The organism is Streptomyces shaanxiensis (assembly GCF_039537145.1).
Lineage (GTDB): Bacteria > Actinomycetota > Actinomycetes > Streptomycetales > Streptomycetaceae > Streptomyces > Streptomyces shaanxiensis.
The window spans coordinates 1-25,668 of record NZ_BAAAZY010000003.1 but is presented as its reverse complement, the minus strand read 5'-3'; the positions used below and the strand labels follow the sequence as shown (position 1 = coordinate 25,668).

At 70.3% G+C, this 25,668-nt stretch carries 14 protein-coding genes and 1 tRNA gene; 4 read left to right on the top strand and 11 right to left on the bottom strand.

Annotation, left to right across the window (positions count from 1 at the left end; all coding sequences use genetic code 11):
* Positions 1-122 precede the first annotated feature (122 nt).
* The 3 genes from ABD932_RS02345 (at position 123) to ABD932_RS02335 (ending at position 6,982) form a co-directional block, all read left to right on the top strand.
* Positions 123-5,204, top strand: coding sequence for an ATP-dependent helicase (locus tag ABD932_RS02345; RefSeq protein WP_345008381.1), 5,082 nt, complete (start codon positions 123-125; stop codon positions 5,202-5,204).
* Between the two features lie 87 nt (positions 5,205-5,291).
* Positions 5,292-6,185, top strand: coding sequence for an Fpg/Nei family DNA glycosylase (locus ABD932_RS02340; protein WP_345008380.1), 894 nt, complete (start codon positions 5,292-5,294; stop codon positions 6,183-6,185).
* Positions 6,186-6,217: 32 nt separating this feature from the next.
* Positions 6,218-6,982 (top strand): SDR family NAD(P)-dependent oxidoreductase, encoded by a 765-nt coding sequence (locus ABD932_RS02335; protein WP_345008379.1) that lies wholly within the window; start codon positions 6,218-6,220, stop codon positions 6,980-6,982.
* On the opposite strand, the gene ABD932_RS02330 is transcribed toward ABD932_RS02335, so the two are convergent.
* From ABD932_RS02330 to ABD932_RS02290, 9 genes are all read right to left on the bottom strand, one after another.
* Positions 6,930-7,208, bottom strand: coding sequence for a hypothetical protein (locus ABD932_RS02330; RefSeq protein ID WP_126395513.1), 279 nt, complete (start codon positions 7,206-7,208; stop codon positions 6,930-6,932). The two genes, ABD932_RS02335 and ABD932_RS02330, sit on opposite strands and share 53 nt — an antisense overlap.
* A 291-nt stretch (positions 7,209-7,499) precedes the next feature.
* Complete coding sequence (locus ABD932_RS02325; RefSeq protein WP_030046881.1) at positions 7,500-7,880, bottom strand: helix-turn-helix domain-containing protein; 381 nt, start codon at positions 7,878-7,880, stop codon at positions 7,500-7,502.
* Positions 7,881-7,989: 109 nt separating this feature from the next.
* Complete coding sequence (locus ABD932_RS02320; protein WP_345008378.1) at positions 7,990-8,535, bottom strand: CinA family protein; 546 nt, start codon at positions 8,533-8,535, stop codon at positions 7,990-7,992.
* Positions 8,532-9,326 carry a CDP-diacylglycerol--glycerol-3-phosphate 3-phosphatidyltransferase gene (gene pgsA, locus ABD932_RS02315; RefSeq protein WP_345008377.1) on the bottom strand — a complete coding sequence of 265 codons (795 nt, stop codon included), beginning with the start codon at positions 9,324-9,326 and terminating at the stop codon, positions 8,532-8,534. Before pgsA ends, ABD932_RS02320 begins: the two co-directional genes overlap by 4 nt.
* Positions 9,323-10,804 carry a 30S ribosomal protein S12 methylthiotransferase RimO gene (rimO, locus tag ABD932_RS02310; RefSeq protein ID WP_345008376.1) on the bottom strand — a complete coding sequence of 494 codons (1,482 nt, stop codon included), beginning with the start codon at positions 10,802-10,804 and terminating at the stop codon, positions 9,323-9,325. Before rimO ends, pgsA begins: the two co-directional genes overlap by 4 nt.
* Before the next feature lie 272 nt (positions 10,805-11,076).
* Positions 11,077-11,913, bottom strand: coding sequence for a helix-turn-helix domain-containing protein (locus ABD932_RS02305; RefSeq protein WP_126395509.1), 837 nt, complete (start codon positions 11,911-11,913; stop codon positions 11,077-11,079).
* Positions 11,914-12,192: 279 nt separating this feature from the next.
* Positions 12,193-14,934, bottom strand: a complete 2,742-nt coding sequence (locus ABD932_RS02300) for a DNA translocase FtsK (RefSeq protein WP_345008375.1) — start codon at positions 14,932-14,934, stop codon at positions 12,193-12,195.
* A gap of 161 nt (positions 14,935-15,095) precedes the next feature.
* Positions 15,096-15,776: a response regulator gene (locus ABD932_RS02295; protein WP_345008374.1), complete on the bottom strand. Its 681-nt coding sequence runs from the start codon at positions 15,774-15,776 to the stop codon at positions 15,096-15,098.
* Between the two features lie 244 nt (positions 15,777-16,020).
* Positions 16,021-21,495: a HAMP domain-containing protein gene (locus ABD932_RS02290; protein WP_345008373.1), complete on the bottom strand. Its 5,475-nt coding sequence runs from the start codon at positions 21,493-21,495 to the stop codon at positions 16,021-16,023.
* Between the two features lie 378 nt (positions 21,496-21,873).
* On the opposite strand from ABD932_RS02290, the gene ABD932_RS02285 reads away from it, so the two are divergent.
* Complete coding sequence (locus ABD932_RS02285) at positions 21,874-24,621, top strand: SpoIIE family protein phosphatase (RefSeq protein WP_345008372.1); 2,748 nt, start codon at positions 21,874-21,876, stop codon at positions 24,619-24,621.
* Positions 24,622-24,683: 62 nt separating this feature from the next.
* Here ABD932_RS02285 and ABD932_RS02280 read toward each other — a convergent pair.
* Positions 24,684-24,759, bottom strand: a tRNA-Thr gene (locus ABD932_RS02280).
* Positions 24,760-24,836: 77 nt separating this feature from the next.
* Positions 24,837-25,499 (bottom strand): DegT/DnrJ/EryC1/StrS family aminotransferase, encoded by a 663-nt coding sequence (locus ABD932_RS02275; protein ID WP_345008371.1) that lies wholly within the window; start codon positions 25,497-25,499, stop codon positions 24,837-24,839.
* Between the last annotated feature and the right edge of the window lie 169 nt (positions 25,500-25,668).

Genomic DNA, 25,668 nt, shown 5'->3' with positions numbered 1-25,668 from the left:
CGAACCCCCACGACACCCACGCCGGCCGCCCGCAGCCATCGACGCGCACCCGCCCCATCCGCAGGCCGACCACATTTCCCCAGCTCAGCCCCATTGTCAGTGCCCGGGTGCAGGATGGACGCATGGTCAGCAACGCGCAGCGAGCCCTCGCCGGCTTCTCCCCCGCAACCCGCGGCTGGTTCGCGGGCGCCTTCTCCGCGCCCACCGCGGCCCAGGCGGGCGCGTGGCAGGCCATCCGCGAGGGCTCGGACGTGCTGGTGGTCGCACCCACCGGATCCGGCAAGACCCTGGCCGCCTTCCTCGCCGCCCTCGACCAGCTCGCCTCCACACCTCCACCGGCCGACCCCAGGAAACGCTGCCGCGTCCTCTACGTCTCCCCCCTCAAGGCCCTGGCCGTAGACGTGGAGCGCAACCTCCGCAGCCCGCTGACCGGCATCCGCCAGGAATCCGTCCGCCTGGGCCTGCCCGAGCCCGAGGTGAAGGTCGGCATCCGCTCGGGCGACACCCCCGCCGCAGAGCGCCGAGCCCTGTCGACCCGCCCCCCGGACATCCTGATCACCACCCCCGAGTCCCTGTTCCTGATGCTGACGTCGGCCACCCGCGACGCCCTGACCGGCATCGAGACGGTGATCCTCGACGAGGTCCACGCCGTGGCGGGCACCAAGCGCGGCGCCCATCTCGCGCTCACCCTGGAGCGTCTGGACGAGCTCCTCCCGAAGCCGGCTCGCCGCATCGGCCTCTCCGCGACCGTCCGCCCGGTCGACGAGGTGGCCCGCTATCTCTCCCCCCAGCGCAAGGTGGAGATCGTCCAGCCGAAGTCGGGCAAGGAGTTCGACCTCTCGGTCGTGGTGCCCGTCGAGGACCTGGGCGAACTGGCCGGCTCACCGGTGGCCGACGGCGGCGAAGGCGCGGAACGCCCGTCGATCTGGCCGCACGTCGAGGAGCGGATCACCGACCTCGTCCAGTCCCACCGCTCCACCATCGTCTTCGCCAACTCCCGCCGCCTCGCGGAGCGCCTCTGCAACCGCCTCAACGAGATCGCCTACGAACGGGCCACCGGCGAGTCCCTGGACGAGCACCACGCCCCGGCCGAACTCATGGGCGGATCGGGCGCGGCCCAGGGCGCGCCCCCGGTCATCGCCCGCGCCCACCACGGCTCGGTCTCCAAGGAGCAGCGCGCCCTGGTCGAGGAGGACCTCAAGGCCGGCCGCCTCCCCGCGGTCGTAGCCACCTCCAGCCTCGAACTGGGCATCGACATGGGCGCCGTCGACCTGGTCGTCCAAGTCGAGTCACCCCCCTCCGTGGCCTCGGGCCTCCAACGTGTCGGCCGCGCGGGCCACCAGGTCGGCGCCGTCTCCACCGGCGTGGTCTTCCCCAAGTACCGCGGCGACCTCGTCCAGGCAGCCGTGGTCACCGAACGGATGCGCACCGGCTCCATCGAGTCCCTCAAGGTCCCGGCCAACCCCCTGGACGTCCTCGCCCAGCAGCTCGTCGCCATGACGGCGATGGACACCTGGCAGCTCGACGACCTCCTCGCCACCGTCCGCCGGGCCGCGCCCTTCGCGTCCCTCCCCGAATCCGCCTTCACCGCGGTCCTCGACATGCTCGCCGGCCGCTACCCGTCCGACGCCTTCGCGGAGCTGCGCCCCCGCGTGGTCTGGGACCGCGTCGCCGGCACGATCACCGGCCGCCCCGGCGCACAGCGCCTCGCCGTCACCTCCGGGGGCACGATCCCCGACCGCGGCCTGTTCGGCGTCTTCCTCGCCGGAGCGGACCCCAAGAAGGGCGGCGGCCGGGTCGGCGAGCTCGACGAGGAGATGGTCTACGAGTCCCGCGTCGGGGACGTCTTCACGCTCGGCACCAGCTCCTGGCGCATCGAGGACATCACGCGCGACCGCGTCCTGGTGTCCCCCGCCCCGGGCGTACCGGGCCGCCTCCCCTTCTGGAAGGGCGACCAGCTGGGCCGCCCGCTGGAACTGGGCCGCGCGGTGGGCGCGTTCCTGCGCGAGGTCGGCTCGCTGTCCAAGGAGGACGCCCGCCTGCGCCTGCTCGCCGCCGGCCTGGACGCGTGGGCGGCCGACAACGTCCTGTCCTACCTGGACGAGCAGCGCGAGGCCTGCGGCCACGTCCCGGACGACCGCACGATCGTCGTCGAGCGCTTCCGCGACGAACTCGGCGACTGGCGCGTCGTCGTGCACTCCCCCTTCGGCGCCCAGGTGCACGCCCCCTGGGCCCTCGCCCTCGGCGCGAAGCTCTCCGAGCGGTACGGCATGGACGCACAGGTCATGCACGCGGACGACGGCATCGTGCTGCGCCTGCCCGACGCCGACCTCATGGGCCTGGACCTGCTGGACCAGGAACCCAGGAAGGCCGGCACGGAGTACGACGCCGACCAGGCGCCCGTCGGCGCGGCGGACGTCGTCTTCGACAAGGGCGACGTCGACCAGGTGGTCACGGACCAGGTCGGCGGCTCGGCCCTGTTCGCGTCCCGCTTCCGCGAGTGCGCCGCCCGCGCGCTGCTGCTGCCGCGCCGCAACCCCGGCAAGCGCACACCCCTGTGGCAGCAGCGTCAGCGAGCCGCCCAACTGCTCCAGGTGGCCGGCGAGTTCGGCTCGTTCCCTATCGTCCTGGAGGCGGTCCGCGAATGCCTCCAGGACGTCTTCGACGTCCCCGGACTCGTCGAGCTGATGGGCGACCTCGAGTCCCGCAAGGTGCGCCTGGTCGAGGTCACCACCCCCGAGCCGTCGCCCTTCGCGCGCTCCCTCCTCTTCGGGTACGTCGCCCAGTTCCTGTACGAGGGAGACTCCCCGCTCGCCGAGCGCCGCGCCGCCGCCCTGTCGCTGGACTCGCGGCTGCTGGCCGAGCTGCTCGGCCAGGCGGAGCTGCGCGAGCTGCTCGACGCCGAGGTACTGACCGAGCTGGAGCGAGAACTCCAGTGGCTCACCGAGGACCGTCGCGTCAAGGACGTCGAAGGCGTCGCGGACGTCCTCCGCCTCCTCGGTCCGCTCACCGGCGCCGAGCTGGTCGAGCGGGGCGCCGAAGCGCACTGGGCACAGGAGTTGGCGTCCGCCCGCCGCGCCATCAAGGTCCGCATCGCCGGCACCGACCACTGGGCGGCGATCGAGGACGCGGGCCGCCTGCGCGACGCACTCGGCACCGCCCTGCCGGTCGGCGTCCCCGAGGCCTTCACCGAGCCGGTCAAGGACCCGCTCGGCGATCTCCTCGCGCGCTACGCCCGCACCCACGGCCCGTTCACGTCGGCCACGGCGGCGGCCCGCTTCGGCCTGGGCGTGGCGATCACGGAGGGCGCCCTCCAGCGGCTGGCGGCGAGCGGACGGGTCGTACAGGGCGAGTTCCACCCGGCCGGCATCGGCCAGGAGTGGTGCGACGCGGCGGTCCTGCGCCGCCTGCGCCGCCGCTCCCTGGCCGCCCTGCGCCATGAACTGGAGCCGGTGCCGCCGACCGCGCTCGCGCAGTTCCTCCCGCAGTGGCAGCACATCGGCAAGGGCCACGGCCTGCGCGGCATCGACGGACTCGTGCGCGCCATCGAGCAGTTGCAGGGCGCGTCCGTGCCCGCGTCCGCCCTGGAGAAACTGGTCCTGCCGTCGCGCGTCATGAGCTACACCCCGGCGATGCTCGACGAGCTCACCGCGGCCGGCGAGGTCGTCTGGGCCGGAGCGGGCTCGCTTCCCGGCAAGGACGGCTGGGTCTCCCTCTACATGGCGGACGCGGCCCCCCTGCTCCTGCCGCAACCCCACCCCCTGGAGCTGACGGCACTGCACCAGTCCGTCCTGGACGCCCTGTCCGGCGGCTATGGCCTGTTCTTCCGCCAGATCGCCGACCAGATCCGCGCCACCACCCACCCCGACGCCACCGACCCCCAACTCGCCGACGCCCTGTGGGAGCTGGCCTGGTCGGGCCGTCTGACCAACGACACGCTCGCACCCATGCGCTCCCTGCTGGGCTCCGGCCGCACCGCCGGCTCCACGGCCCACCGCGCCAAGCGCACCGTCCCCCGCGGCCGTTACGGCTCCCTCACCGCCGCCGCCCGCACCGCCTCCCGCACCGGCCCGCCGACCGTCGCCGGCCGCTGGTCCCTGCTCCCGGCCCACGAGCCCGACCCCACCGTGCGCGCCCACGCCCTGGCCCGCACACTCCTCGACCGGCACGGTGTGGTGACCAGGGGTGCGGTCACCGCGGAGGGCGTCGAGGGCGGCTTCTCGGCGACGTATCGCATCCTGTCCGCCTTCGAGGAGAGCGGCCAGGCACGCCGTGGCTACGTGGTCGAAGGCCTCGGCGCCGCCCAGTTCGCGATGGACGGCGCGGTGGACCGCCTACGCGCGGTCGCCAACGCCCGCGACCGCGGCGAGACCCTGCCCGGCCCGGGCACCCCCGACGCATACGGCGCTCCCGACGCATACGGCGCTCCCGGCGCCAACGGCTCCGACGACCTCGGCACCACTGACGGCCTCGGCACCACCGGCGACTTCGGCCCCTCCGACGGCTCGCCCCCCTCCGCCAGCGGCCAAGGCGACGCCTTCGGGTACGACGCCCCCGACAGCCCAACTCCGTACAACACCCCGGAGAGCCCGAGCCCGTACAACACCCCTGACACGGCCCCCACGTACGACATCCCCGACCTCGACCACGACTTCCTGGACGCCCACCTCGGCCCCGGCGACTACGTCTCCCCCCGCGACCGCGCCCCCGAGACCGGTCGGCGCACCCCGACCAACCCCGCGTGGCACAACAGCGGCACACCGTACGGATCCGGCTCCGGCTTCGCCTCCCGCCACACCCGTCCCGGCGCCGACACCAGAGCCGTCGTCCTCGCCGCCGCCGACCCGGCGAACGCGTACGGCGCCGCACTCGCCTGGCCCGAGCCCCCCACGGGCGCCGGGCACAAGCCGGGCCGCAAGGCGGGCTCCCTCGTGGTGCTCGTCGACGGTGAGCTGACGCTCTACATGGAGCGCGGCGGCAAGACACTGCTGGCCTGGCCCTCGGCCCCGGACACCGAGCCCACCGACGACCTCCGCCTGCACACGGCCGCGGAAGCCCTCGCCGCAGCCGCCCGCGCGGGCTCCCTCGGCACGGTCACGGTGGAACGCGTGAACGGCGCCGCGGCCCTGACCTCCCCCATAGGCACTCTCCTGGAAGGAGCGGGCTTCATCGCGACCCCCCGAGGCCTACGCCTACGCGCCTGACCCGACCCGCCGGCGCCTCCCCCGGGGACTCACGCCCCGGCGCGCACCCCCACCCCCTGCCCCTCCAACCCGTGCCACCCTTGACCCATGCCCGAAGGAGACACGGTCTGGCAGACCGCGAGGCGGCTGCACACCGCCCTCGCGGGCAGGACGCTGACCCGCACCGACTTCCGGGTCCCGAAGTACGCCACGGTCGACCTCACAGGCCGCACCGTCCTGGACGTCACCCCACGCGGCAAACACCTCCTCACCCGCATCGAGGGCGGCCTGACAGTCCACTCGCACCTCGGCATGGAAGGCTCCTGGAAGGTCTATGCCGACCAGCAGCGCTGGACGGGCGGCCCCGCCCACCAGATCCGTGTGATCCTCACTGCCGCCCCAGCCACCGACACCCGCACCACCAAAGACACCGGCACCGACACCGCCCGAACAGCCGTCGGCTACCGCCTCCCCGTCCTCGACCTCCTGCGCACCACCGAGGAACACCGCACGGTCGGCCACCTCGGCCCCGACCTCCTTGGCCCCGACTGGGACCCCGACCGCGCCCTCGCCAACCTCCTCACAGACCCCGCCCGCCCCCTCGGCGAGGCCCTGCTGGACCAGCGCAACCTCGCCGGGATCGGCAATGTCTACAAGAGTGAGCTCTGCTTCCTGCTCCGCGTCACACCTTGGCTCCCCGTCGGCGCACTCCCCGCCGAGCACACCACCCAACTCCCCGTACTCGCCAAGAAGCTCCTGGAAGCCAACCGCGAGCGCCCGGTCCGCAGTACGACGGGCCGCCGCGGCCAGGACCTCTTCGTGTACGGCCGCGCCGACCGTCCCTGCCTGCGCTGCGGCACACCGATCCGCGCCGCCGACCAAGGCGACGGCTCGCGCGAACGCCCCACCTACTGGTGCCCCGACTGCCAGGCCGGCCCGACCCCGAGCACGCCACCCGGCACCGCCGCACACCGCAGAACACGGCACCGTACGACCAATTGACGATCCGTCAGAAACCCTCGTACCGTCCCTTCATGGCCGTCAAGGCGTACGACCTCACCGGACGCACCGCATTCGTCACCGGCGCCGCCAGCGGCATCGGCCGCGCCTCTGCCGTCCTGCTCGCCGAGGCCGGCGCCACCGTGCACTGCGCCGACCGTGACGAACAGGGCCTGCACGACACGGCGATCCTGATCAAGGCGAGCGGCGGCACCGCCCGCACCCACCACCTCGACGTCACCGACCGCGCACAGCTCCGCCAGGCCGTCGCCTCCTGCGAGCGTCTCGACGTGATGGCCGCGGTCGCCGGGATCATGCACAGCAGCCCGGTCCTGGAGACCCGCGACGAGGATCTCGACCGGGTGCTGAACGTCAACTTCAAGGGCGTGCTGTACGCCTGCCAGGAGGCCGCCCGCGCGATGCTCGCCCAGCGCGTCAGGGGCAGCATCATCACCATGGCCTCGGGCGCCGTCGACACCGGCGGCCCCGGCCTGCTCTGCTACGGCGCGGCCAAGGCGGCCGTCGTGCAGCTGACGAAGACCCTGGCGACGGAGGTGGGCTCGCACGGCATCCGCGTCAACGCGGTCGCCCCGGGCTGGATCCGCACCCCCATGACCGACCGCCACGACAGCGCGGCACAGACACAGACCGAGGCGTTCATGGCCCGGATGTCGCCGCTGGGACGGGTGGGCGAACCCGAGGACATCGCCCACGCCGTGCTGCATCTGGCGTCCGACGCCTCGTCGTTCACGACGGGGCAGATCCTGCGTCCGAACGGCGGTGTGGCGATGCCTTGGTAGGCCGCCCTCTCCGCCAGGCTTCCGCCCACCGGCGCGGGTCGACGGCTCCCACGGCCCTCGCCTTCGGCACACAGTGCACCGGCAGCAGGCTCAGCCCCCATCCTCCGGCGGCGACAGCCGCCTCCAGCGCCCCCGCCTCCGGCGCGAGCGCGAGCCGCAGCACGGCCCACCACCACAGCGCCCCGAGCCCGAGGATCACCCCCCAGCGCGCTATCGGCCGTGCCATCCACCCACCTCCAGCCCGAGGCTAGGCCGCTCGTTCACCCGCCCGGGAGGGCGCACCGGCGGCACACGGATGCAGCGCGGGCCAACGTCGTCACAGCGCGTCAGCGCGCCGTGAACACCCTCCACGATGACCTCCGCGCCCCGCGGCGGCAAACGGACCCGGCACGCCCCGTACGGCCCCGCACAGCACGAAACCCCGACCGCACTCCCCCAGGTTTCCCTGGAGAAGCCCCGGCCGGGGCCTCACACAACTCCTCAGCGCGTGGTCAGCCCACGCGCACCGGCGGCGCCGTCAGGCGGCGACCACGTCCACCGCCTCGGAAGGCGCCTTGATGGTCACCCGTTCCGGTGGCACACCGGTCACCGACACGGAACCGAGCATCGGACGGACCGATGCCGGTACAGGCTCGCTGGGAGTGGCCGCAGCGGACTGGGCCAGCTCGGCGAGGGCGAGTTCGTCGCTCACTTCTCGCATGAGCTCGGACATCCGTACGTCCAGCGCGTCGCAGATCGCGGCGAGCAGCTCGGAGGAAGCCTCCTTCTGCCCCCGCTCCACCTCGGAGAGATAGCCGAGCGAAACTCGGGCGGACGAGGAGACTTCGCGCAGAGTACGGCCCTGGCGCTGGCGCTGCCGACGCAGCACGTCACCCAGCAGGCGACGGAGCAGAATCATCGGTGGCTCCCTCCTCGGACCGCGTAGCCGCATCCTTCACGCCCCACCGTACCGCCTTGCGCCGCGGCCGTGCGGGGAGCGATGTCGTGTTCACTAAGGGCTGCAAACATCAAAACCCCCCGTTCTGTTCCGTATCCTGTGCCCGCTCATTCCCAGTGTGTTCGCTCGCAAGCTCCTTCAGGAGCAGGGCGAGTACGCTCCGTACACTCTCCATACGAATTTCCTCGCGGCCGCCGTTCAACCGCAGGGCCTCTACTTTTCCGCCACCGGCAGAACCGGGACCGGGTCCGAGAGGTCCGTCCACGGCCACGAAGACCGTCCCCACGGGCTGACCGTCCTGTGTCTCGGGCCCCGCGACGCCGGTCGTCGCGATGCCCCAGTCGGCTCCCAGTGCCTTCCGTACGCCGGCTGCCATCTGGGCCACCACCTGCGGATTCACCGCTCCGTGCTGGGCCAGCAGAGTGGCGTCGACCCCGAACAGTTCATGCTTGAGCCCGGTGGCGTAGGCGGTCACCGACCCCCTGAAGGCCTTGGAGGCACCAGGGGTGGCTGTGATTTCCGCCGCAACCAATCCGCCCGTGAGCGACTCGGCGACAGCGAGCGTCTCACCCCTCACTGTGAGTAGTCGCACCACGTCGGTGGCCGGGGAACTCACGCTTCCGTCTCCTCCAACGCCGCCTTGCGCTCGGCGATTCCCTGCCTGCGCAGCACAATGGCTTGTCTCACATAGTCGAGCCCGGTCACCACGGTCAGGACGACCGCCGCGGCCATCACCCACCACCGCAGGGTGGCCAGCCACCCCGTCAGCGCCAGGATGTACATCCCGACGGCCACGCCCTGGGTGAGCGTCTTGAGCTTGCCGCCCCGGCTCGCCGGGATCACGCCGTACCGGATGACGATGAAACGCAGCAGCGTGATCCCGAGTTCCCGGCCGAGGATGACGCCCGTCACCCACCACGGCAGATCGCCCAGCGCCGACAGACAGACCAGCGCGGCCCCCATGATCGCCTTGTCGGCGATGGGGTCGGCGATCTTCCCGAAGTCGGTGACGAGGTTGTACGCCCGCGCCAGATGACCGTCGAACAGGTCGGTGATCATGGCGACGGCGAAGGCCGCCCAGGCGAACGAGCGCCACGCCGGGTCGTAGCCGCCGTCGGCCAGCATCAGCGCGACGAACGCGGGCACGAGGACCAGCCGGAGCATGGTCAGGAGGTTGGCGATGTTCCAGACGCTGGCCTGGTTGACGGCCGCGGCCGCGATCTTCCCGCCGCGCGCGGGCTTGGCACCGTCCGGCCCGTCGGATTCGGTGCCGGCAGCCTTCGAGGCAGCGACCTTCGCGCCGCCCGCCTTCGCACCGCCGGCCTTGGACGAACCCACCGCGCCGGCCTTGCCCGCCGCACCCGCCGGGGAGGAGCCACCCGCGGCGGACGCCGGAACTCCGGTCATCTGCCCGCCTCCTCACTACACGCGAGCGTGCCCTGCAGCGGCTCGGCCACCAGGTCGACACCTTCCGTGCCGACCACCTTCGCCTCGACCATACGACCGATGCTCAGCCCCGCGCCGCTCGTGAGCAGCACCTGGCCGTCCGTCTCGGGCGCCTGGTGGGCGCCACGGCCGTACGCGCCCTCCGCCGCGTCCTCGGCGTCCACCCCCTCGACGAGCACGTGCACGGTCTCCCCGAGGCGCTCCTCGGCCCGCTGCGAGACCAGTTCCTCGGCCAGCCGGGAGACACGTGCCAGCCGCTCGGCGACGACGTCCTCGTCGAGCTTGTCGTCGTACGTCGCGGCCTCGGTGCCCTCCTCGTCGGAGTAGCCGAAGACGCCGATGGCGTCGAGCCGCGCGTTGTTCAGGAACCGCTCCAGCTCGGCCAGGTCGGCCTCGGTCTCCCCGGGGAAGCCCACGATGAAGTTGGAGCGCACGCCCGCCTGGGGGGCCTTGCCGCGGATGGTGTCGAGCAGCTCCAGGAAGCGGTCGGTGTCACCGAAGCGACGCATCGCGCGCAGCACGTCGGGAGCGGAGTGCTGGAAGGACAGGTCGAAGTACGGGGCGACCTTCGGGGTCGAGGTCAGGACGTCGATCAGCCCGGGCCGCATCTCGGCCGGCTGGAGGTAGCTGACGCGGACGCGCTCGATGCCGTCGACCTCGGCCAGCTCCGGCAGAAGGGACTCCAGCAGCCGGATGTCGCCCAGGTCCTTGCCGTACGACGTGTTGTTCTCGGAGACCAGCATGATCTCCTTGACGCCCTGCTCGGCGAGCCACCGCGTCTCGTTCAGGACGTCCGAAGGCCGACGCGAGATGAAGGAGCCGCGGAAGGACGGGATGGCGCAGAAGGTGCAGCGCCGGTCGCAGCCGGAGGCGAGCTTCACCGAGGCGACCGGGGCGCCGCCGAGGCGGCGGCGCAGGGGTGAACGCGGGCCGGAGGCCGGAGCGACCCCCTCCGGAAGGTCGGCGGGGCCGTGCCCGGGGAGCGCGACGGCCACCGCGGACTCCTGCCGCTCGGCCGGGCTGATCGGCAGCAGCTTGCGCCGATCGCGCGGGGTGTGCGAGGCGTGGACACCGCCGGACAGGATGGTCTGCAGGCGGTCCGAGATGTCCGCGTAGTCGTCGAAGCCGAGCACGCCGTCGGCCTCGGGGAGGGCCTCGGCGAGGTCCTTGCCGTACCGCTCGGCCATGCAGCCCACCGCCACGACGGCCTGGGTTCTTCCATGCCCCTTGAGGTCGTTGGCCTCCAGGAGGGCGTCGACGGAGTCCTTCTTGGCGGCGTCGACGAAGCCACAGGTGTTGACCACGGCGACATCCGCGTCCGCGGCGTCCTCCACGAGATCCCAGCCGTCCGCCTCCAAACGGCCTGCGAGCTCCTCCGAGTCCACCTCGTTACGGGCGCAGCCAAGAGTGACGAGTGCGACGGTACGGCGTTCAGGCATGGGCTCAAGACTACTTTGTCTCACTGACAGCCCATGTCGACGGGGCCAGGGCCTCCCCGGTCGGCCATGCCGCACTGCCGTCCGTTGCCGACGCCGCGCGTGGGCCCGCCGCGGCAGCGGCTGATCGACACCGCTCTCGCCGTTGGAGCCACACGCCCCGGACCCCGCTCAGCCCCGTTTCGCGGCGAAGCGGCCCGCAGCCGGCCCGATACGCCGGACGGGGCCTGCCGATCTTGGCAGACCCCGTCCCGAGCTCATCCCTTCAGCCGGTCCTATCCGGCCTGCGGGTCGCCCTTCGTGTACGTGAGGCGCTCCACGGCGCCCGGCTGCCAGTCGTCCTCGATCTTCTTGCCGTTGACGTAGAGGTCGATCGCGCCCGCGTCACCGAGGACGAGGTTGATCTTCTCGCTGTCCTGGAACGTCTTCGAGTCACCCTGCTTCAGCAGGTCGTCGAAGAGGAGCCGGCCGTTGTGGTCCTTGACACCGACCCAGCTCCTTCCGTCGACGGCGCTGACCTTGACGGTCACCTTGTCCTGGGGGACGGCGGCGATGGCGCTGTCCGACGGTTCCGGCTTGGGGTCCTTGGGCTTGTCGGTCTTCGGCGTGGGCGTGGTCTTGTCCGCCGTCGATGTCGAGCCGCCCTCGGCCACCGACGACTTGCCGCCCTCACCATCGCCCTTGAACGCGGTGAACCCGACGAATCCGACCACCGCGACGATCGCGGCGACCATGGCCGCGGTCCAGTTCGGCCCGCGCCGCTCGGGACGGATGCGTTCCGCCTCGAACAGCGGGGCAGCAGGCGTCGGCGCCGGTCGTCCGCCGTGCGAGTCGTCGTACTGGGCGAGAAGCGGGGCCGGATCGAGGTGGACGGCCTTGGCCAGGGTCCGGATGTGGCCTCGGGCGTAGACGTCGCCCCCACAGGGAGCGAAGTTGTCCGCCTCGATGGCGTGCACGATGGCGATGCGGACCCGGGTGGCGCTGCTGACGTCGTCGACGGTCAGACCGGCATCGATACGAGCCTGCCGCAGGGCACGGCCGATCGAGGGACGGGCTTCGTCGGACACGTCTTCGAACGGACGCTCGTCTTCAGGGGAGTTGCCGATGGACACGGGGGCGCCTTTCGAGCGTTTAAGCCACCTGTGCTGGAGGTTCAGTCTAGGGGGGGTACGAAAGGGTGGGGCAACCGGGCGGTGGGACTTTATACGCCATCAGAATGGCCGGACACGCTGATGGTGGGGTACGAGGTTGTCGCCTCGCTCAACTTGACGTACGTCGACGGGAAACGGTTGCTCAATGATCCCTTACGGGTGAGTCACGATCGGACATCGACCCATCACCCACCCGTCCGCAAGGCGATCATCATGTCCCGTTTCCGCCCCGGACTCCCCTTAAGCCTCCCCGCGGATCACGGCCAGCACTCCGTCCAGCTCGTCAGGTTTCACAAGAACGTCACGAGCCTTGGAGCCCTCGCTGGGCCCGACGATGCCCCGCGACTCCATGAGGTCCATCAGCCGCCCGGCCTTGGCGAACCCGACGCGCAGCTTGCGCTGCAGCATGGACGTCGACCCGAACTGCGTGGAGACCACCAGCTCGGCCGCCTGGCAGAGCAGGTCGAGGTCGTCGCCGATCTCCTCGTCGATCTCCTTCTTCTGCTTGGTGCCCACGGTGACGTCGTCCCGGAAGACGGGCGCCATCTGGTCCTTGCAGTGCTGGACGACCGCCGCGACCTCCTCCTCGGTCACGAACGCGCCCTGCATACGCCTCGGCTTGTTCGCGCCCATCGGCAGGAACAGCCCGTCGCCCTTGCCGATCAGCTTCTCGGCGCCGGGCTGGTCGAGGATGACGCGCGAGTCCGCGAGCGACGAGGTGGCGAAGGCGAGCCGTGAGGGGACGTTCGCCTTGATGAGACCGGTGACGACGTCGACCGACGGCCGCTGGGTGGCGAGCACCAGGTGGATGCCGGCCGCGCGCGCGAGCTGCGTGATGCGCACGATCGAGTCCTCGACGTCGCGCGGCGCGACCATCATCAGATCGGCGAGCTCGTCGACGATCACCAGCAGATACGGGTACGCCTGCAGCACCCGCTCACTGCCCTCGGGCGCCTTCACTTTGCCGTTGCGCACGGCTTCGTTGAAGTCGTCGATGTGCCGGTAGCCGTACGCCGCCAGGTCGTCGTACCGAAGATCCATCTCCCGTACGACCCACTGGAGCGCCTCGGCGGCCCGCTTCGGGTTGGTGATGATCGGCGTGATCAGGTGCGGAATGCCCTCGTAGGCGGTCAGCTCGACGCGCTTGGGGTCGACCAGCACCATCCGGACGTCCTCCGGGGTCGCCCGCATCATGACCGAAGTGATCAAGCAGTTGATGCACGACGACTTACCGGAACCGGTCGCACCGGCAACCAGCACATGCGGCATCTTCGCGATGTTGGCCATCACATAGCCGCCCTCGACGTCCTTGCCGAGCGCCACCAGCATCGGGTGGTCGTCCTCGGCGGCGGCCGCGAGACGCAGCACGTCACCGACGTTGACCATCTCGCGGTCGGTGTTCGGGATCTCGATGCCGACCGCCGACTTACCGGGGATCGGGCTGATGATCCGCACGTCCGGGCTGGCGACGGCGTACGCGATGTTCTTCGTCAGCGCGGTGATCCGCTCGACCTTCACGGCGGGGCCGAGCTCGACCTCGTAGCGCGTGACCGTCGGCCCGCGCGTGAAGCCGGTGACGCGGGCGTCGACCTTGAACTCGGAGAAGACGGTGGTCAGCGACTCGACGACGGCGTCGTTGGCGGCGCTGCGCGACTTGCCGGGGCCGCCGCGCTCCAGAAGGTCGAGCGACGGCAGCGAGTAGGTGATGTCGCCGGACAGCTGGAGCTGTTCGGCGCGCGGCGGCAGGTCGCGCATCTCGTCGGGCGCGGCCTTGGTGAGGTCCGGCACCCCGGCCTTGGTCAGGTCCGGGACGTCGGTCTTCGGGAGCTTCTCCTGCTTGGGGCGCGCGGCCGGGACGGGCGTCGGCACGGGGGTGGTCTCCGCGCGGTCGCCGACGGTGACGCCCTGGGTGAGGTCGGCGACGATGGGCGACGGCGGCATCCCGTGCAGGACGGCGCCGTCGAGCGCGGCAGCGGCGGCCGCCGCGACGTCCACAGCGTCCATGGGACGGTCCATCTCGGGCTGCGGCACTGCGGAGCGCCTCGGACGGCCGCGACGCCGCGAGAGGGCCTCCTGCTCGGCGCTGTCGGGGTCGTACGCCTCGGGGGCCGCAGTGCGCTTGCGGCCGCGCGACGCGGGCAGCGTCCCGCGCCACTGGTCGTCGTAGCGCTGGTCGTCCTCGGTGTACTCGTCGTCGTCCTCGGGGTCGGGCAGGATGCCGAGCCTCACGCCCAACTGCCGCAGCCGCTGCGGGATGGCGTTGACCGGGGTGGCCGTGACGACCAGCAGGCCGAAGATCGTGAGCAGCACGAGCAGCGGTACGGCGAGGACCTCGCCCATGGTGTACGTCAGCGGAGTCGCCGCGCCCCAGCCGATCAGCCCGCCGGCGTCCCTTATGGCCTGCATGCCGTCGCTGCGGGCGGGCGAGCCGACGGCGAGGTGGACCTGGCCGAGTACGCCGATGACGAGCGCGGAGAGGCCGATGACGATCCGGCCGTTGGCCTCGGGCTTCTCGGGGTGCCGGATGAACCGTACGGCGATGACCGCGAGCAGGATCGGCACGAGCAGGTCGAGCCGGCCGAAGGCGCCGGTCACGATGATCTCGACGAGGTCGCCGACGGGGCCGCGCAGGTTGGACCAGGTGCCGGCGGCGACGATCAGCGCGAGGCCGAGCAGCAACAGCGCGATGCCGTCCTTGCGGTGGGCGGGGTCGAGGTTCTTCGCGCCCTGCCCTATGCCGCGGAACACGGCGCCGACGGCATGTGCGAGCCCGAGCCAGACGGCGCGCACGAGCCGGTAGATGCCCCCGGTGGGGTTCGGCGCGGGCTTGGGTGGGGGCGCGGCTTTCTTCGCCGCGGCCTTCTTGGCCGGCGCCTTCTTGGCGGGGGCTTTCTTGGCGGCGGCCTTCTTCGCCGGAGCCTTCGCGGAAGCGGCCGCCTTCTTCGCGGGCGGCTTCTTGGCTGCGGAGGAACGTGAGGCCATGGATGTGAGGTTACCGGTGGAGAAGACAGTGGACACGTGTGCCCACTGCTTCACCCGTTCGTGTCGCCCTTGCGGAGGCGGCGAACTGACGCCCGTTCACGGACCCGTCACACACCGGACGATCCGGCGCCGTCAGCCCGCCAACCGGCGCCCTCACGACGTCAGTTCTGCGAGGGCACCGAGGACGTGCTCCCGGTGCCCGGCTCCAGCGCGTCGAGCGCCCGCCGCAATCCGGTGAGTTTGCGTTCGAGATGGGCCGCGGTGGCCACCGCGGCCGCGTCCGCCGAGTCGTCGTCCAGCTGCTTGGACAGCGCCTCGGCCTGCTCCTCGACCGCGGCGAGCCGCGCCGACAGCTCGGCGAGCAGACCCGCCGGCTCCTTCGACTCGGCGCCCGCGGTCTTGCCGCCGCCCTCCAACTGGAGCCGCAGCAGCGCCGCCTGCTCACGCAGCTGGCAGTTCTTCATGTACAGCTCGACGAACACGGAGACCTTCGCCCGCAACACCCACGGGTCGAACGGCTTCGAGATGTAGTCCACCGCGCCCGCCGCGTAGCCGCGGAAGGTGTGGTGCGGGCCGTGGTTGATCGCGGTGAGGAAGATGATCGGGATGTCCCGGGTCCGTTCCCGCCGCTTGATGTGCGCGGCGGTTTCGAAACCGTCCATTCCCGGCATCTGGACGTCCAGCAGAATGACCGCGAAGTCGTCCGTCAGCAGTGCTTTGAGCGCTTCCTCCCCGGACGATGCCCGCACCAGGGTCTGATCGAGCGCAGAGAGGATCGCCTCCAGCGCCAGCAGATTCTCCGGCCGGTCATCGACCAGGAGGATCTTGGCCTTCTGCACCATGGCCCGCCCTCCTCGCCCCGGCAGTGCACCGGGCTCCGCCCCAGGGGACGACTCCCTTACGCCGCCCGCCCTCGTGCCGGTCATGGTAGCCGCACCCTGCCTGTCGCCACACCCTGTCACCGCGATGTCACTGTGCACGTAGCAGAAACGCAGCAGGAGACCAGAAGGTTCCCCGAATACCGCGCTTCTACACAGCTTCGAGCACACTGAGTCAGCAACTCCGTGTGAACACTGTCGGTTCCTGTCACTGCTCCCTCATCCACTGATTCATCACCGTCAGCAGATGATCGGGATCGACCGGCTTCGTCACGTAATCGGAAGCGCCCGACTCGATCGCCTTCTCCCGGTCACCCTTCATCGCCTTGGCGGTCAGCGCGATGATCGGGAGCCCGGCGAACTGCGGCATCCTGCGGATCGCCGTGGTCGTCGCGTACCCGTCCATCTCGGGCATCATGATGTCCATCAGGACGACCGCCACGTCGTCGTGCTGCTCCAGGACCTCGATACCCTCACGGCCGTTCTCGGCGTACAGCACGGACAGGCCGTGCTGCTCCAGGACGCTGGTGAGCGCGAAGACGTTACGGATGTCGTCGTCGACGATGAGCACCTTCTCGCCGCCGAACCGGATGCCCCGCATCGACTGCGGCGCCGCGTTCTGCTCCGCCGCCGACCACTGCTCCTGCTGCGCGGGCCGGGCCTCCAGCTCGTTCGCCATCCTGCGGCGGCGCCTGAAGAGCGCGGCGGCGCCGTTCTGCGTCTCCCGGTACGACCGCACCTCGGCCGGCGTCTCGATCTCCACGTCGGACAGCTCCGCCAGGTCGGCCGCGGAGGCCACCAGGGCGCCTGCGTCGAGGGGCGGCAACTGCTGCTGGTATCCGTGCGGAGGCAGTTCGCTGGGGTGCAGCGGCAAATACAGCGTGAACGTCGAGCCGCGCCCCGGCTCGCTCTGCGCATGGATCTCCCCGCCGAGCAGCTGCGCGATCTCCCGCGAGATGGACAGCCCCAGCCCCGTACCGCCGTACTTGCGGCTGGTCGTGCCGTCCGCCTGCTTGAACGCCTCGAAGATCACCCGCATCTTGCTGGCCGCGATCCCGATCCCGGTGTCGGTCACGGAGAACGCGATCAGCGGCGCGTCCGCCTCGGTCAGCGAACCGGCCTCCAGCAGCTGCTCCCGGATCTTCATCGGGACATCCATCCCGGCGGGCCGGATGACCAGCTCGACCGATCCGGAGTCGGTGAACTTCACCGCGTTGGACAGCAGGTTGCGCAGCACCTGCAGCAGCCGCTGTTCGTCGGTGTGCAGCGTGGCGGGCAGCTCCGGCGAGACCCGGACGGACAGGTCCAGGCCCTTCTCCGCGGTCAGCGGCCGGAAGGTGGCCTCCACGTAGTCGACGAGCTGGACGAGCGCGATACGCGTCGGCGAGACGTCCATCTTGCCCGCCTCGACCTTCGACAGGTCCAGGATGTCGTTGATCAGCTGGAGCAGGTCGGAGCCGGCGCCGTGAATGGTCTCGGCGAACTCGACCTGCTTCGGCGAGAGGTTGCCCTCGGCGTTGTCGGCGAGCAGCTTGGCCAGGATCAGCAGCGAGTTGAGCGGCGTACGCAGCTCGTGCGACATGTTGGCGAGGAACTCGCTCTTGTAGCGCATGGAGACCGCGAGCTGCTCGGCGCGCTCCTCCAGGACCTGCCGCGCCTCCTCGATCTCGGTGTTCTTCACCTCGATGTCGCGGTTCTGCTGGGCCAGCAGCTCGGCCTTCTCCTCCAGTTCGGCGTTGGACGCCTGGAGGGCCTTCTGCCGGTTCTCCAACTCTTCCGACCGCTCACGCAGTTGCTCGGTCAGCTCCTGCGACTGCTTCAGCAGCACCTCGGTCTTGGTGTTGACGGAGATGGTGTTGACGCTGGTCGCGATCATCTCGGCGATCTGGTTGAGGAAGTCCTTCTGGATCTGCGTGAAGGGGGTGAAGGAGGCCAGCTCGATGACGCCGAGCACCTGGCCCTCGAACAGCACCGGAAGGACGATCACCTGCGCCGGCGGAGCCTCGCCGAGCCCGGAGGAGATCTTGAGATAGCCGCTGGGCGCGTTCTCCACCAGGATGGTGCGCTTCTCCATGGCGGCCGTCCCGATCAGTCCTTCCCCGGGCCGGAACGACGTCGGCATGGAACCCATCGAATAGGCGTACGACCCCAGCATGCGCAGCTCGTACCGGTCCTCGCCCTCGGCGCTCATGTCCTTGCCGTCGACCAGCGGCATCGTCAGGAAGAACGCGCCGTGCTGCGCGGACACCACAGGCGTCAGCTCGCTCATGATCAGCGAGGCAACGTCCTCCAGGTCGCGGCGGCCCTGCATCAGGGCCGAGATCCGGGCGAGGTTGCCCTTGAGCCAGTCCTGCTCCTTGTTGGCGATCGTGGTGTCGCGCAGGTTGGCGATCATCTTGTTGATGTAGTCCTGGAGCTCCTGGATCTCGCCGGACGCGTCGACGTCGATCTTCAGGTTCAGGTCGCCGCGGGTCACCGCGGTCGCCACGCGCGCGATGGCACGCACCTGCCGGGTGAGGTTCCCGGCCATCTCGTTCACGGACTCGGTGAGGTCGCGCCAGGTTCCGTCGACGTCACGCACGCGTGCCTGACCGCCGAGCTGCCCCTCGGTGCCCACCTCGCGGGCGACTCGGGTGACCTCCTCGGCGAAGGACGACAGCTGGTCGACCATCGTGTTGATCGTCGTCTTCAGCTCGAGGATCTCGCCTCGAGCGTCGATGTCGATCTTCTTCGTCAGGTCACCCTTGGCGATGGCCGTGGTGACCATGGCGATGTTCCGCACCTGACCGGTCAGGTTGGACGCCATCTGGTTCACGGACTCGGTGAGGTCCTTCCACGTACCGGCCACACCCGGCACATGCGCCTGACCACCGAGGATGCCGTCCGTGCCCACCTCACGGGCCACCTTGGTGACCTGGTCGGCGAACGAACTCAGCGTCTTCACCATGGTGTTGAACGTGTCGGCGAGCTGCGCGACCTCACCGCGTGCCTCGATCGTCACCGTCCGCGTGAGGTCGCCGTTGGCGACCGCGTTCGCGACCTGGGAGATGTTCCGCACCTGCATGGTGAGGTTCTTGGCCATCAGGTTGACGTTGTCGCTGAGGTCCTTCCAGATGCCGACGACGCCCGGGACGTTCGCCTGGCCACCCAGAATGCCCTCGGTGCCCACCTCACGGGCCACCCGGGTCACCTGCTCGGCGAAGCTGGACAGCTGGTCCACCATCGTGTTGACCGTTGTGACGAGCTCGAGGATCTCGCCCTTGGCGTCGACGGTGATCTTCTTGGACAGATCGCCCTTGGCGACCGCGGTCGTCACCTCGGCGATGTTGCGCACCTGAATGGTCAGGTTGTTCGCCATGAAGTTCACGGACTGGGTGAGGTCCTTCCAGGTGCCGGAGACGCCCTGCACCTCGGCCTGACCGCCGAGCTGGCCCTCCGTACCCACCTCACGGGCGACCCTGGTGACCTCCTCCGCGAACGACGACAGCTGGTCGACCATCGTGTTCAGCGTGTTCTTGAGCTCCAGGATCTCGCCCCGCGCGTCCACGGTGATCTTCTGCGAGAGGTCACCGCGGGCCACCGCGGTGGCGACCTGCGCGATGTTGCGCACCTGGGCGGTGAGGTTTCCTGCCATTCCGTTCACGGAGTCGGTCAGGTCCCGCCACACACCGGCGACGCCGGGCACCTGCGCCTGTCCGCCGAGGCGGCCCTCGGTGCCCACCTCGCGGGCGACCCGGGTCACCTGATCGGCGAAGCCGGAGAGCTGGTCGACCATCGTGTTGATGGTGTTCTTCAGCTCCAGGATCTCGCCGCGCGCGTCGACGTCGATCTTCTGGGACAGGTCACCGCGGGCCACCGCAGTGGTGACCTGCGCGATGTTGCGCACCTGGGCGGTGAGGTTTCCTGCCATTCCGTTGACGGAATCGGTGAGTTCCTTCCAGGTACCGGCCACACCCGGTACGACCGCCTGGCCGCCCAGCCGGCCCTCCGTACCCACGTCCCGGGCCATCCGCGTGACCTGGTCGGCGAAGGACGACAGCTGGTCCACCATCGTGTTCACGGTGTTCTTCAGCTGGAGCATCTCGCCGGAGACGTCCACGGTGACCTTCTGCGACAGGTCACCGTTGGCCACCGCCGTGGTCACCTGGGCGATGTTCCTCACCTGCCCGGTGAGGTTCCGGAACGCCGTGTTGACGGAGTCCGTCAGGTCCTTCCACGTGCCCGCCGCCCCCGGCACCTGCGCCTGCCCGCCGAGCTCACCCTCGACACCGACCTCCCGCGCGACACGCGTGACCTCGGCACCGAACGACGACAGCTGGTCGACCATGCCGTTGACGGTGTTCTTCAGCTCCAGCATCTCGCCGGCCACGTCGACCGTGACCTTCTGCGACAGGTCACCGTTGGCCACCGCCGTCGTCACCGCCGCGATGTCCCGCACCTGAATGGTCAGATTCCGGAACACGGTGTTGACGGAGTCCGTCAGGTCCTTCCACGTACCCGCCGCACCCGGCACATTCGCCTGACCGCCCAGACGCCCCTCGGCGCCGACCTCGTTGGCCACACGCGTGACCTCGTCCGCGAAGATCCGCAGCGTCTCGGTCATCTGGTTGATCGTGTCCGCGAGCTGAGCGACCTCACCGCGTGCCGACACGGTCACCTTCTGCGACAGGTCACCGTTGGCGACCGCGGTCGTCACCTGGGCGATTCCGCGCACCTGGGCGGTCAGGTTGCCGGCCATGAGGTTCACCGAATCGGTGAGGTCCTTCCACACACCGGCCACACCCGGCACCTGCGCCTGCCCGCCGAGCTCGCCCTCCGTGCCCACCTCACGGGCGACACGCGTCACCTCGGAGGAGAAGGAAGACAGCTGGTCCACCATCGTGTTGACGGTGTTCTTGAGCTCCAGCATCTCGCCGGCCACGTGAACCGTGACCTTCCGGGACAAGTCACCCTTGGCGACCGCCGTGGTCACCAGCGCGATGTCCCGCACCTGGGCCGTCAGCCGGTACGCCATCGTGTTGACGGAGTCCGTGAGGTCCTTCCACGAACCCGACATGCCACGCACGCGTGCCTGTCCGCCGAGCTTGCCCTCGGTGCCCACCTCGCTGGCCACACGCGTGACCTCGTCGGTGAACGTCGACAGCTGATCGACAAGGTTGTTGACAGTCCGCCCGACCTTGAGGAACTCACCCCGCAGCGGATGCCCGGTCCCGTCCGGCGCCTGCGTCCGCAGCTCCATGCGCGGCGACAGATCACCCTCAGCCACCGCGGACAGCACCCGGCCGACCTCGGAGACGGGCCGTACGAGGTCGTCGACCAGGGCGTTGGAGTTGTCGATGGCGGACGCCCAGGAGCCCTCACAGGCTCCCGTCTCCAGCCGTTCCGTGAGCTTGCCCTCCCGCCCGACCATGCGCCGGACCCGCGCCAGCTCACCCGTCAGGTGGAGATTCCGGTCCGCGACCTCGTTGAAGACGGCGGCGATCTCCGACATCACGCCGTCCCCGGACACCGTGAGCCGCTTCCGGAAGTTCCCGTCGCGCATCGACACCAGTGCCGCCAGCAGCCGGTTCAGGGCGGCCGTGTCCACGGCAGTGGTCCCGCCACGCGATTTGCGCTCGTTCTTCAGGGACTGTCCGCCTTTCGCGCGCGTTTTAGTGCCCCGCGTCGCTGCGCCAGACTCCACTGTGTCCCTCCCGCAGGGGTCGACCGTTACTGCTGTGCTCGGCTTCTACTGCTGCGCGTACCCGTTACTGCTGGGTATTCCTGCCGGATATACCAGGCCACACCACGTGCTGCTGCCCGCGATACGCGAATGACACTCAGCCTGCCCGGACCTTCACAAGAAGCTTGCCCAGTGTTTCACCCTGGCTGAACCCGGCCATAACAGTTCGGCAGCTTCGCACATCGTCCGCACACCCTCCGGACGGAAACACTGCAGACCGGCATCCGCATGGACGGCGAAGGTAAGTAACCTTGCATGCGGCTGTCCAGCCGCGCCGGTCCCGTCCGGCCTGGGCGGTGGCAGGAGGAGCACGAGCGGGTATCGGAGGGGCAGCCGGACATGACCACCGGACTGATCCCGGGGGGACCATCCCCGGACCGGCCGACGGGCGCGCAGATGCCGCACCAGCGGCGCGACCCGGTCGGCCACGGGGTCCTGCACGTCGACAACCGGACGAGGAGTTCTGTGATCACCGCGCGCGCGGCAGCCAGCTTCGATCCCGTCGGGCGATCGGTCGCGAGCGCCCGCTCCTTCGTCCGCGACACACTCCAGGGGTGGGGCTTCGCCGACATCGTCGACGACGCCGTAGTCCTCACCAGTGAACTGGTGACCAACGCCGTCGTGCACGCGGGCACGTCCGCGGACGTCCTGTGTCTACGCAGTGACGACGGTGTACGGATCGAGGTGGCCGACCGGTATCCGGAACGCGAGATCCCCCTCCAGGGCTCGCCCGTCAACATGGGCAGCCCCGACCGCGAGGGCGGCCGCGGCCTCCAGCTCTGCGCGGCTCTGGCCGGCCGCTGGGGTGTCGAGTACACGCCGACCCACAAGCAGGTCTGGTTCCAACTCGACCTCCCCGAGCGCCCGGTGGGCACCCGCGCCGCAGGCCCGTCCCTGCCCTCCGACCTCCTCCCGCTCGCGGACGGCCGCGTCCGCGTCGCCGTGGTCCAGATCGACCGTACGGGCGCCATCGCGTCCTGGAACGAGGACGCGGAGGATCTCTTCGGCTATGCGGCCGAGCAGGTCACCGGTAAGCCCCTCACCGACCTCGCGGCCTGGCCGCACACACCGGGCACCAGCACCGGCATCGCGGAGGCGCTCCAGCTCTCCCGCTGGGAGGGCAGCTACGGCATAAGGGGCGCCAACGGCCGCGTCACACCGGTGTACGCCTCCCACCTCCGCGTCCGCGACACCGGCGGCGAACCGTCCACGGTCTGCCTCCTGGTCCGCGACCACGAACGCGCCGTCCTGCAGACCCCGTTGCGCGTCCCGTCCGACGCCACCGCGACCGGCGAGGCCCAGAGCACCGACCCCTTCGAAGTGTTCATCGGCTCCCCCGCCCCGGACGACCTCGACGGCCTCCTCCAGCGCACGGTGGAGCGCGCCCGCGACATGCTCGACGGCGACTCCGCCTTCCTGCTGCTGGCGACCGACGACGAAACGGAGTTGGAGGTCCGCGCCTCGACCGGCCTGCCCTCCGCTCGCCAGCGCTTCGCGCGCGTGCCCGTCGAAGCGGGACCCGGCCGCTACGGCTCGGCCCGCATGCCGTCGGTCCACGAGGACCTCACGATGGTCCCCGGCGCCGTACCCCTGCTGAGCGGCACCGGCATGCGCTCGGTCGTCACGGTCCCGCTGAAGGTCGAGGGCCGCCTCACCGGCTCCCTCGGCGTCGCCGCCGAAGCGCCCAACAGATACTCCAACGAGGAGGCCCTCCGCCTCCAGTTCGCCGCCGACCGCATCGCGCTGGCGGTGGAGTCGGCCCGCCTCGGCGAACTCGAACGCCTGCGCCGAGGCTCCCTCAGCTTCCTCGTCGAGGCCTCCGACTTGCTCGCCGGCACCCTGGACCGCGACCAGACCCTGGCCCTGATGGCCCAGATGACGGTCCCGACGCTGGCCACCTGGTGCGCGGTCTACACGATCGCCGACCAGGCCTCGGAGCCGTATCTGTCGTACGTCCTGCACGAGGACGAGGAACTCATCGACGGCATCAAGTCGTTGCTCTCGAAGATCTCCCCGCCGGACCCGGTCCCCACCCCCGGCGCCCGCGTCTGGTCGGCTCCCGCCCAGTCGGCCCACCAGGCGGCCCTGCGCACCTCCATGCGAAGCCTGGGCCTCGGCCAGCCCATCGGCCGCATCAGCGCAGGCATCGGCCCCACCCTCGCCACAGCCGCCGCGGTGGGCGGAGAGACGGTCGTACTGCCGCTCGTGGCCCGCAACCGCGTCATCGGCATGTTGACGCTGGGCAAGCCGACGGACGAACACTTCCGCCAGGAAATCCTGGAACTGGCCGAGGACTTGAGCCGCCGAGCCGCCCTGGCCCTGGACAACGCCCGCCTCTACTCCGAGCGCACGGCCATCAGCCAGTCCCTCCAGCGCAGCCTCCTGCCGCCCGAGCTCCCCGAGATCGACGGCGTCGAGGTCGAGGTCATCTACCGCGCGGCCGGCGAGGGCAACGAGGTCGGCGGCGACTTCTACGACCTCTTCCCGATCAGCGACGGCGCCTACGGCTTCGCCATCGGCGACGTCTGCGGTACGGGCCCGAACGCGGCGGCGGTGACGGGCCTGGCCCGGCACGCACTCCGGCTCCTGGCCCGCGAGGGCCTGAGCGGCCCGGCGGTGCTGGAGCGCCTGAACTCCGCGATCCTCGACGAGGGCGCCCGCAGCCGCTTCCTGACGCTCCTCTACGGCGAGTTGCGGCCGCAGGAGGACGGCAGCGCCGAACTGAAGGTGGTCTGCGCCGGCCACCCCCTCCCCCTCCGCCTGCGCCAGGACGGCACGGTCGAACCGGCCGCCGAACCCCAGCCGCTCCTCGGCGTCATGGACGACCTCGAACTGTACGAGCAGACGGTCACCCTCGACCCGGGCGACGTCCTCCTGTGCGTCACGGACGGCGTCACCGAACGCCGCGAAGGCACCCGCATGCTCGGCGACGACGGCCTCACCGACGTCCTCACCACCTGCACGGGCCTGACGGCCGGCGCAGTGGCGGCCCGCATCATGCGCGCGGTCGAACGCTTCGCCTCGGACGCCCCGTCCGACGACATGGCCATCCTGGCGATGCGTGTGCCAGGCATCCACAAGGACTGAGGAAGGAACTGGCAGAAGGGCATGAAAAAAGGCCCCGCCCGAATGGGCGGGGCCTTTCTGTCTGGAGCCCCCAAACGGAATCGAACCGTTGACCTTCTCCTTACCATGGAGACGCTCTGCCGACTGAGCTATAGGGGCTTGCTACCTTTTGCGAAGTTTCCCTCGCGGCAACGGAATAGATCATACCCCGAACACACCCGTGCTCCAAAACCCGCTCAGAAGGCAGGCTGAAGCAGTCCTCCGAGCGCGTTGCAGGCAGACACGATCCGGTGCATCTCCCTCTTGGTCAGAGAGGCGTCCACCGGAAGAGCCAACGTTTCATCAGCGGCCCGCTCGGTCTCCGGCAGGGACACACACCGCCGGAATTCGGGCAGCCGATGCACGGGCGTCTTCACCGGCACCCGACATTCAACGCCCCTGGCCCGAACGGCCCGAGCGAAAGCATCGCGATCCGGCCGCCCGTTCCCCGGGACGCGCACGACGTACTGCTGATAGGTGTGCCCGTCACCACCATCGGGCGTGAGCACGCCCTTCAACTTCGCATCCAGATACGACGCCCGCTGCCGGCGCTGGGCAATCTCGTCGTACGGAGCCTCGGACTCGCCCTGCTCCAGCACCAACAGCCCATGCCGCTGCCCGATCTCGTGCAACCGCGCGATGTCGGCCGACCGACCGAAGCGGTGTACGGCGACAACGGCCGCCGTCCGCGGCGTAACAGCCGCCTCGACAGCGCCAGCGTCCACACAGTAGGTCACCCGGTCTATGTCGGCGAACACCGGCAGCGCCCCGGCCAGGACCACGGCCTCGGCGACTTCGACGTTCCCGAAGGCCGGTACGACAACCTCGTCACCGACTCCGACGCCGGCAGCCCTGAGCATTGCAGCAGTACCCATGTGGGGGATGTTGGTTGCGGAACGTGAACTTCAGGTGACGCACAACAAAAAAGGGTTGGACCCGGAACCGAAGTTCCGGGTCCAACCCGATAAAAGGAGTTCGGCGGCGTCCTACTCTCCCACAGGGTCCCCCCTGCAGTACCATCGGCGCTGT

Bases quoted from the DNA above. Each gene is read 5' to 3' on its own strand.
- ABD932_RS02340 (WP_345008380.1), top strand. From the start codon at position 5,292: ATGCCCGAAGGAGACACGGTCTGGCAGACCGCGAGGCGGCTGCACACC.
- rimO (WP_345008376.1), bottom strand. From the start codon at position 10,804: ATGCCTGAACGCCGTACCGTCGCACTCGTCACTCTTGGCTGCGCCCGT.
- ABD932_RS02335 (WP_345008379.1), top strand. From the start codon at position 6,218: ATGGCCGTCAAGGCGTACGACCTCACCGGACGCACCGCATTCGTCACC.
- pgsA (WP_345008377.1), bottom strand. From the start codon at position 9,326: ATGACCGGAGTTCCGGCGTCCGCCGCGGGTGGCTCCTCCCCGGCGGGT.
- ABD932_RS02300 (WP_345008375.1), bottom strand. From the start codon at position 14,934: ATGGCCTCACGTTCCTCCGCAGCCAAGAAGCCGCCCGCGAAGAAGGCG.
- ABD932_RS02325 (WP_030046881.1), bottom strand. From the start codon at position 7,880: ATGATTCTGCTCCGTCGCCTGCTGGGTGACGTGCTGCGTCGGCAGCGC.
- ABD932_RS02295 (WP_345008374.1), bottom strand. From the start codon at position 15,776: ATGGTGCAGAAGGCCAAGATCCTCCTGGTCGATGACCGGCCGGAGAAT.
- ABD932_RS02330 (WP_126395513.1), bottom strand. From the start codon at position 7,208: ATGGCACGGCCGATAGCGCGCTGGGGGGTGATCCTCGGGCTCGGGGCG.
- ABD932_RS02275 (WP_345008371.1), bottom strand. From the start codon at position 25,499: ATGCTCAGGGCTGCCGGCGTCGGAGTCGGTGACGAGGTTGTCGTACCG.
- ABD932_RS02345 (WP_345008381.1), top strand. From the start codon at position 123: ATGGTCAGCAACGCGCAGCGAGCCCTCGCCGGCTTCTCCCCCGCAACC.
- ABD932_RS02285 (WP_345008372.1), top strand. From the start codon at position 21,874: ATGACCACCGGACTGATCCCGGGGGGACCATCCCCGGACCGGCCGACG.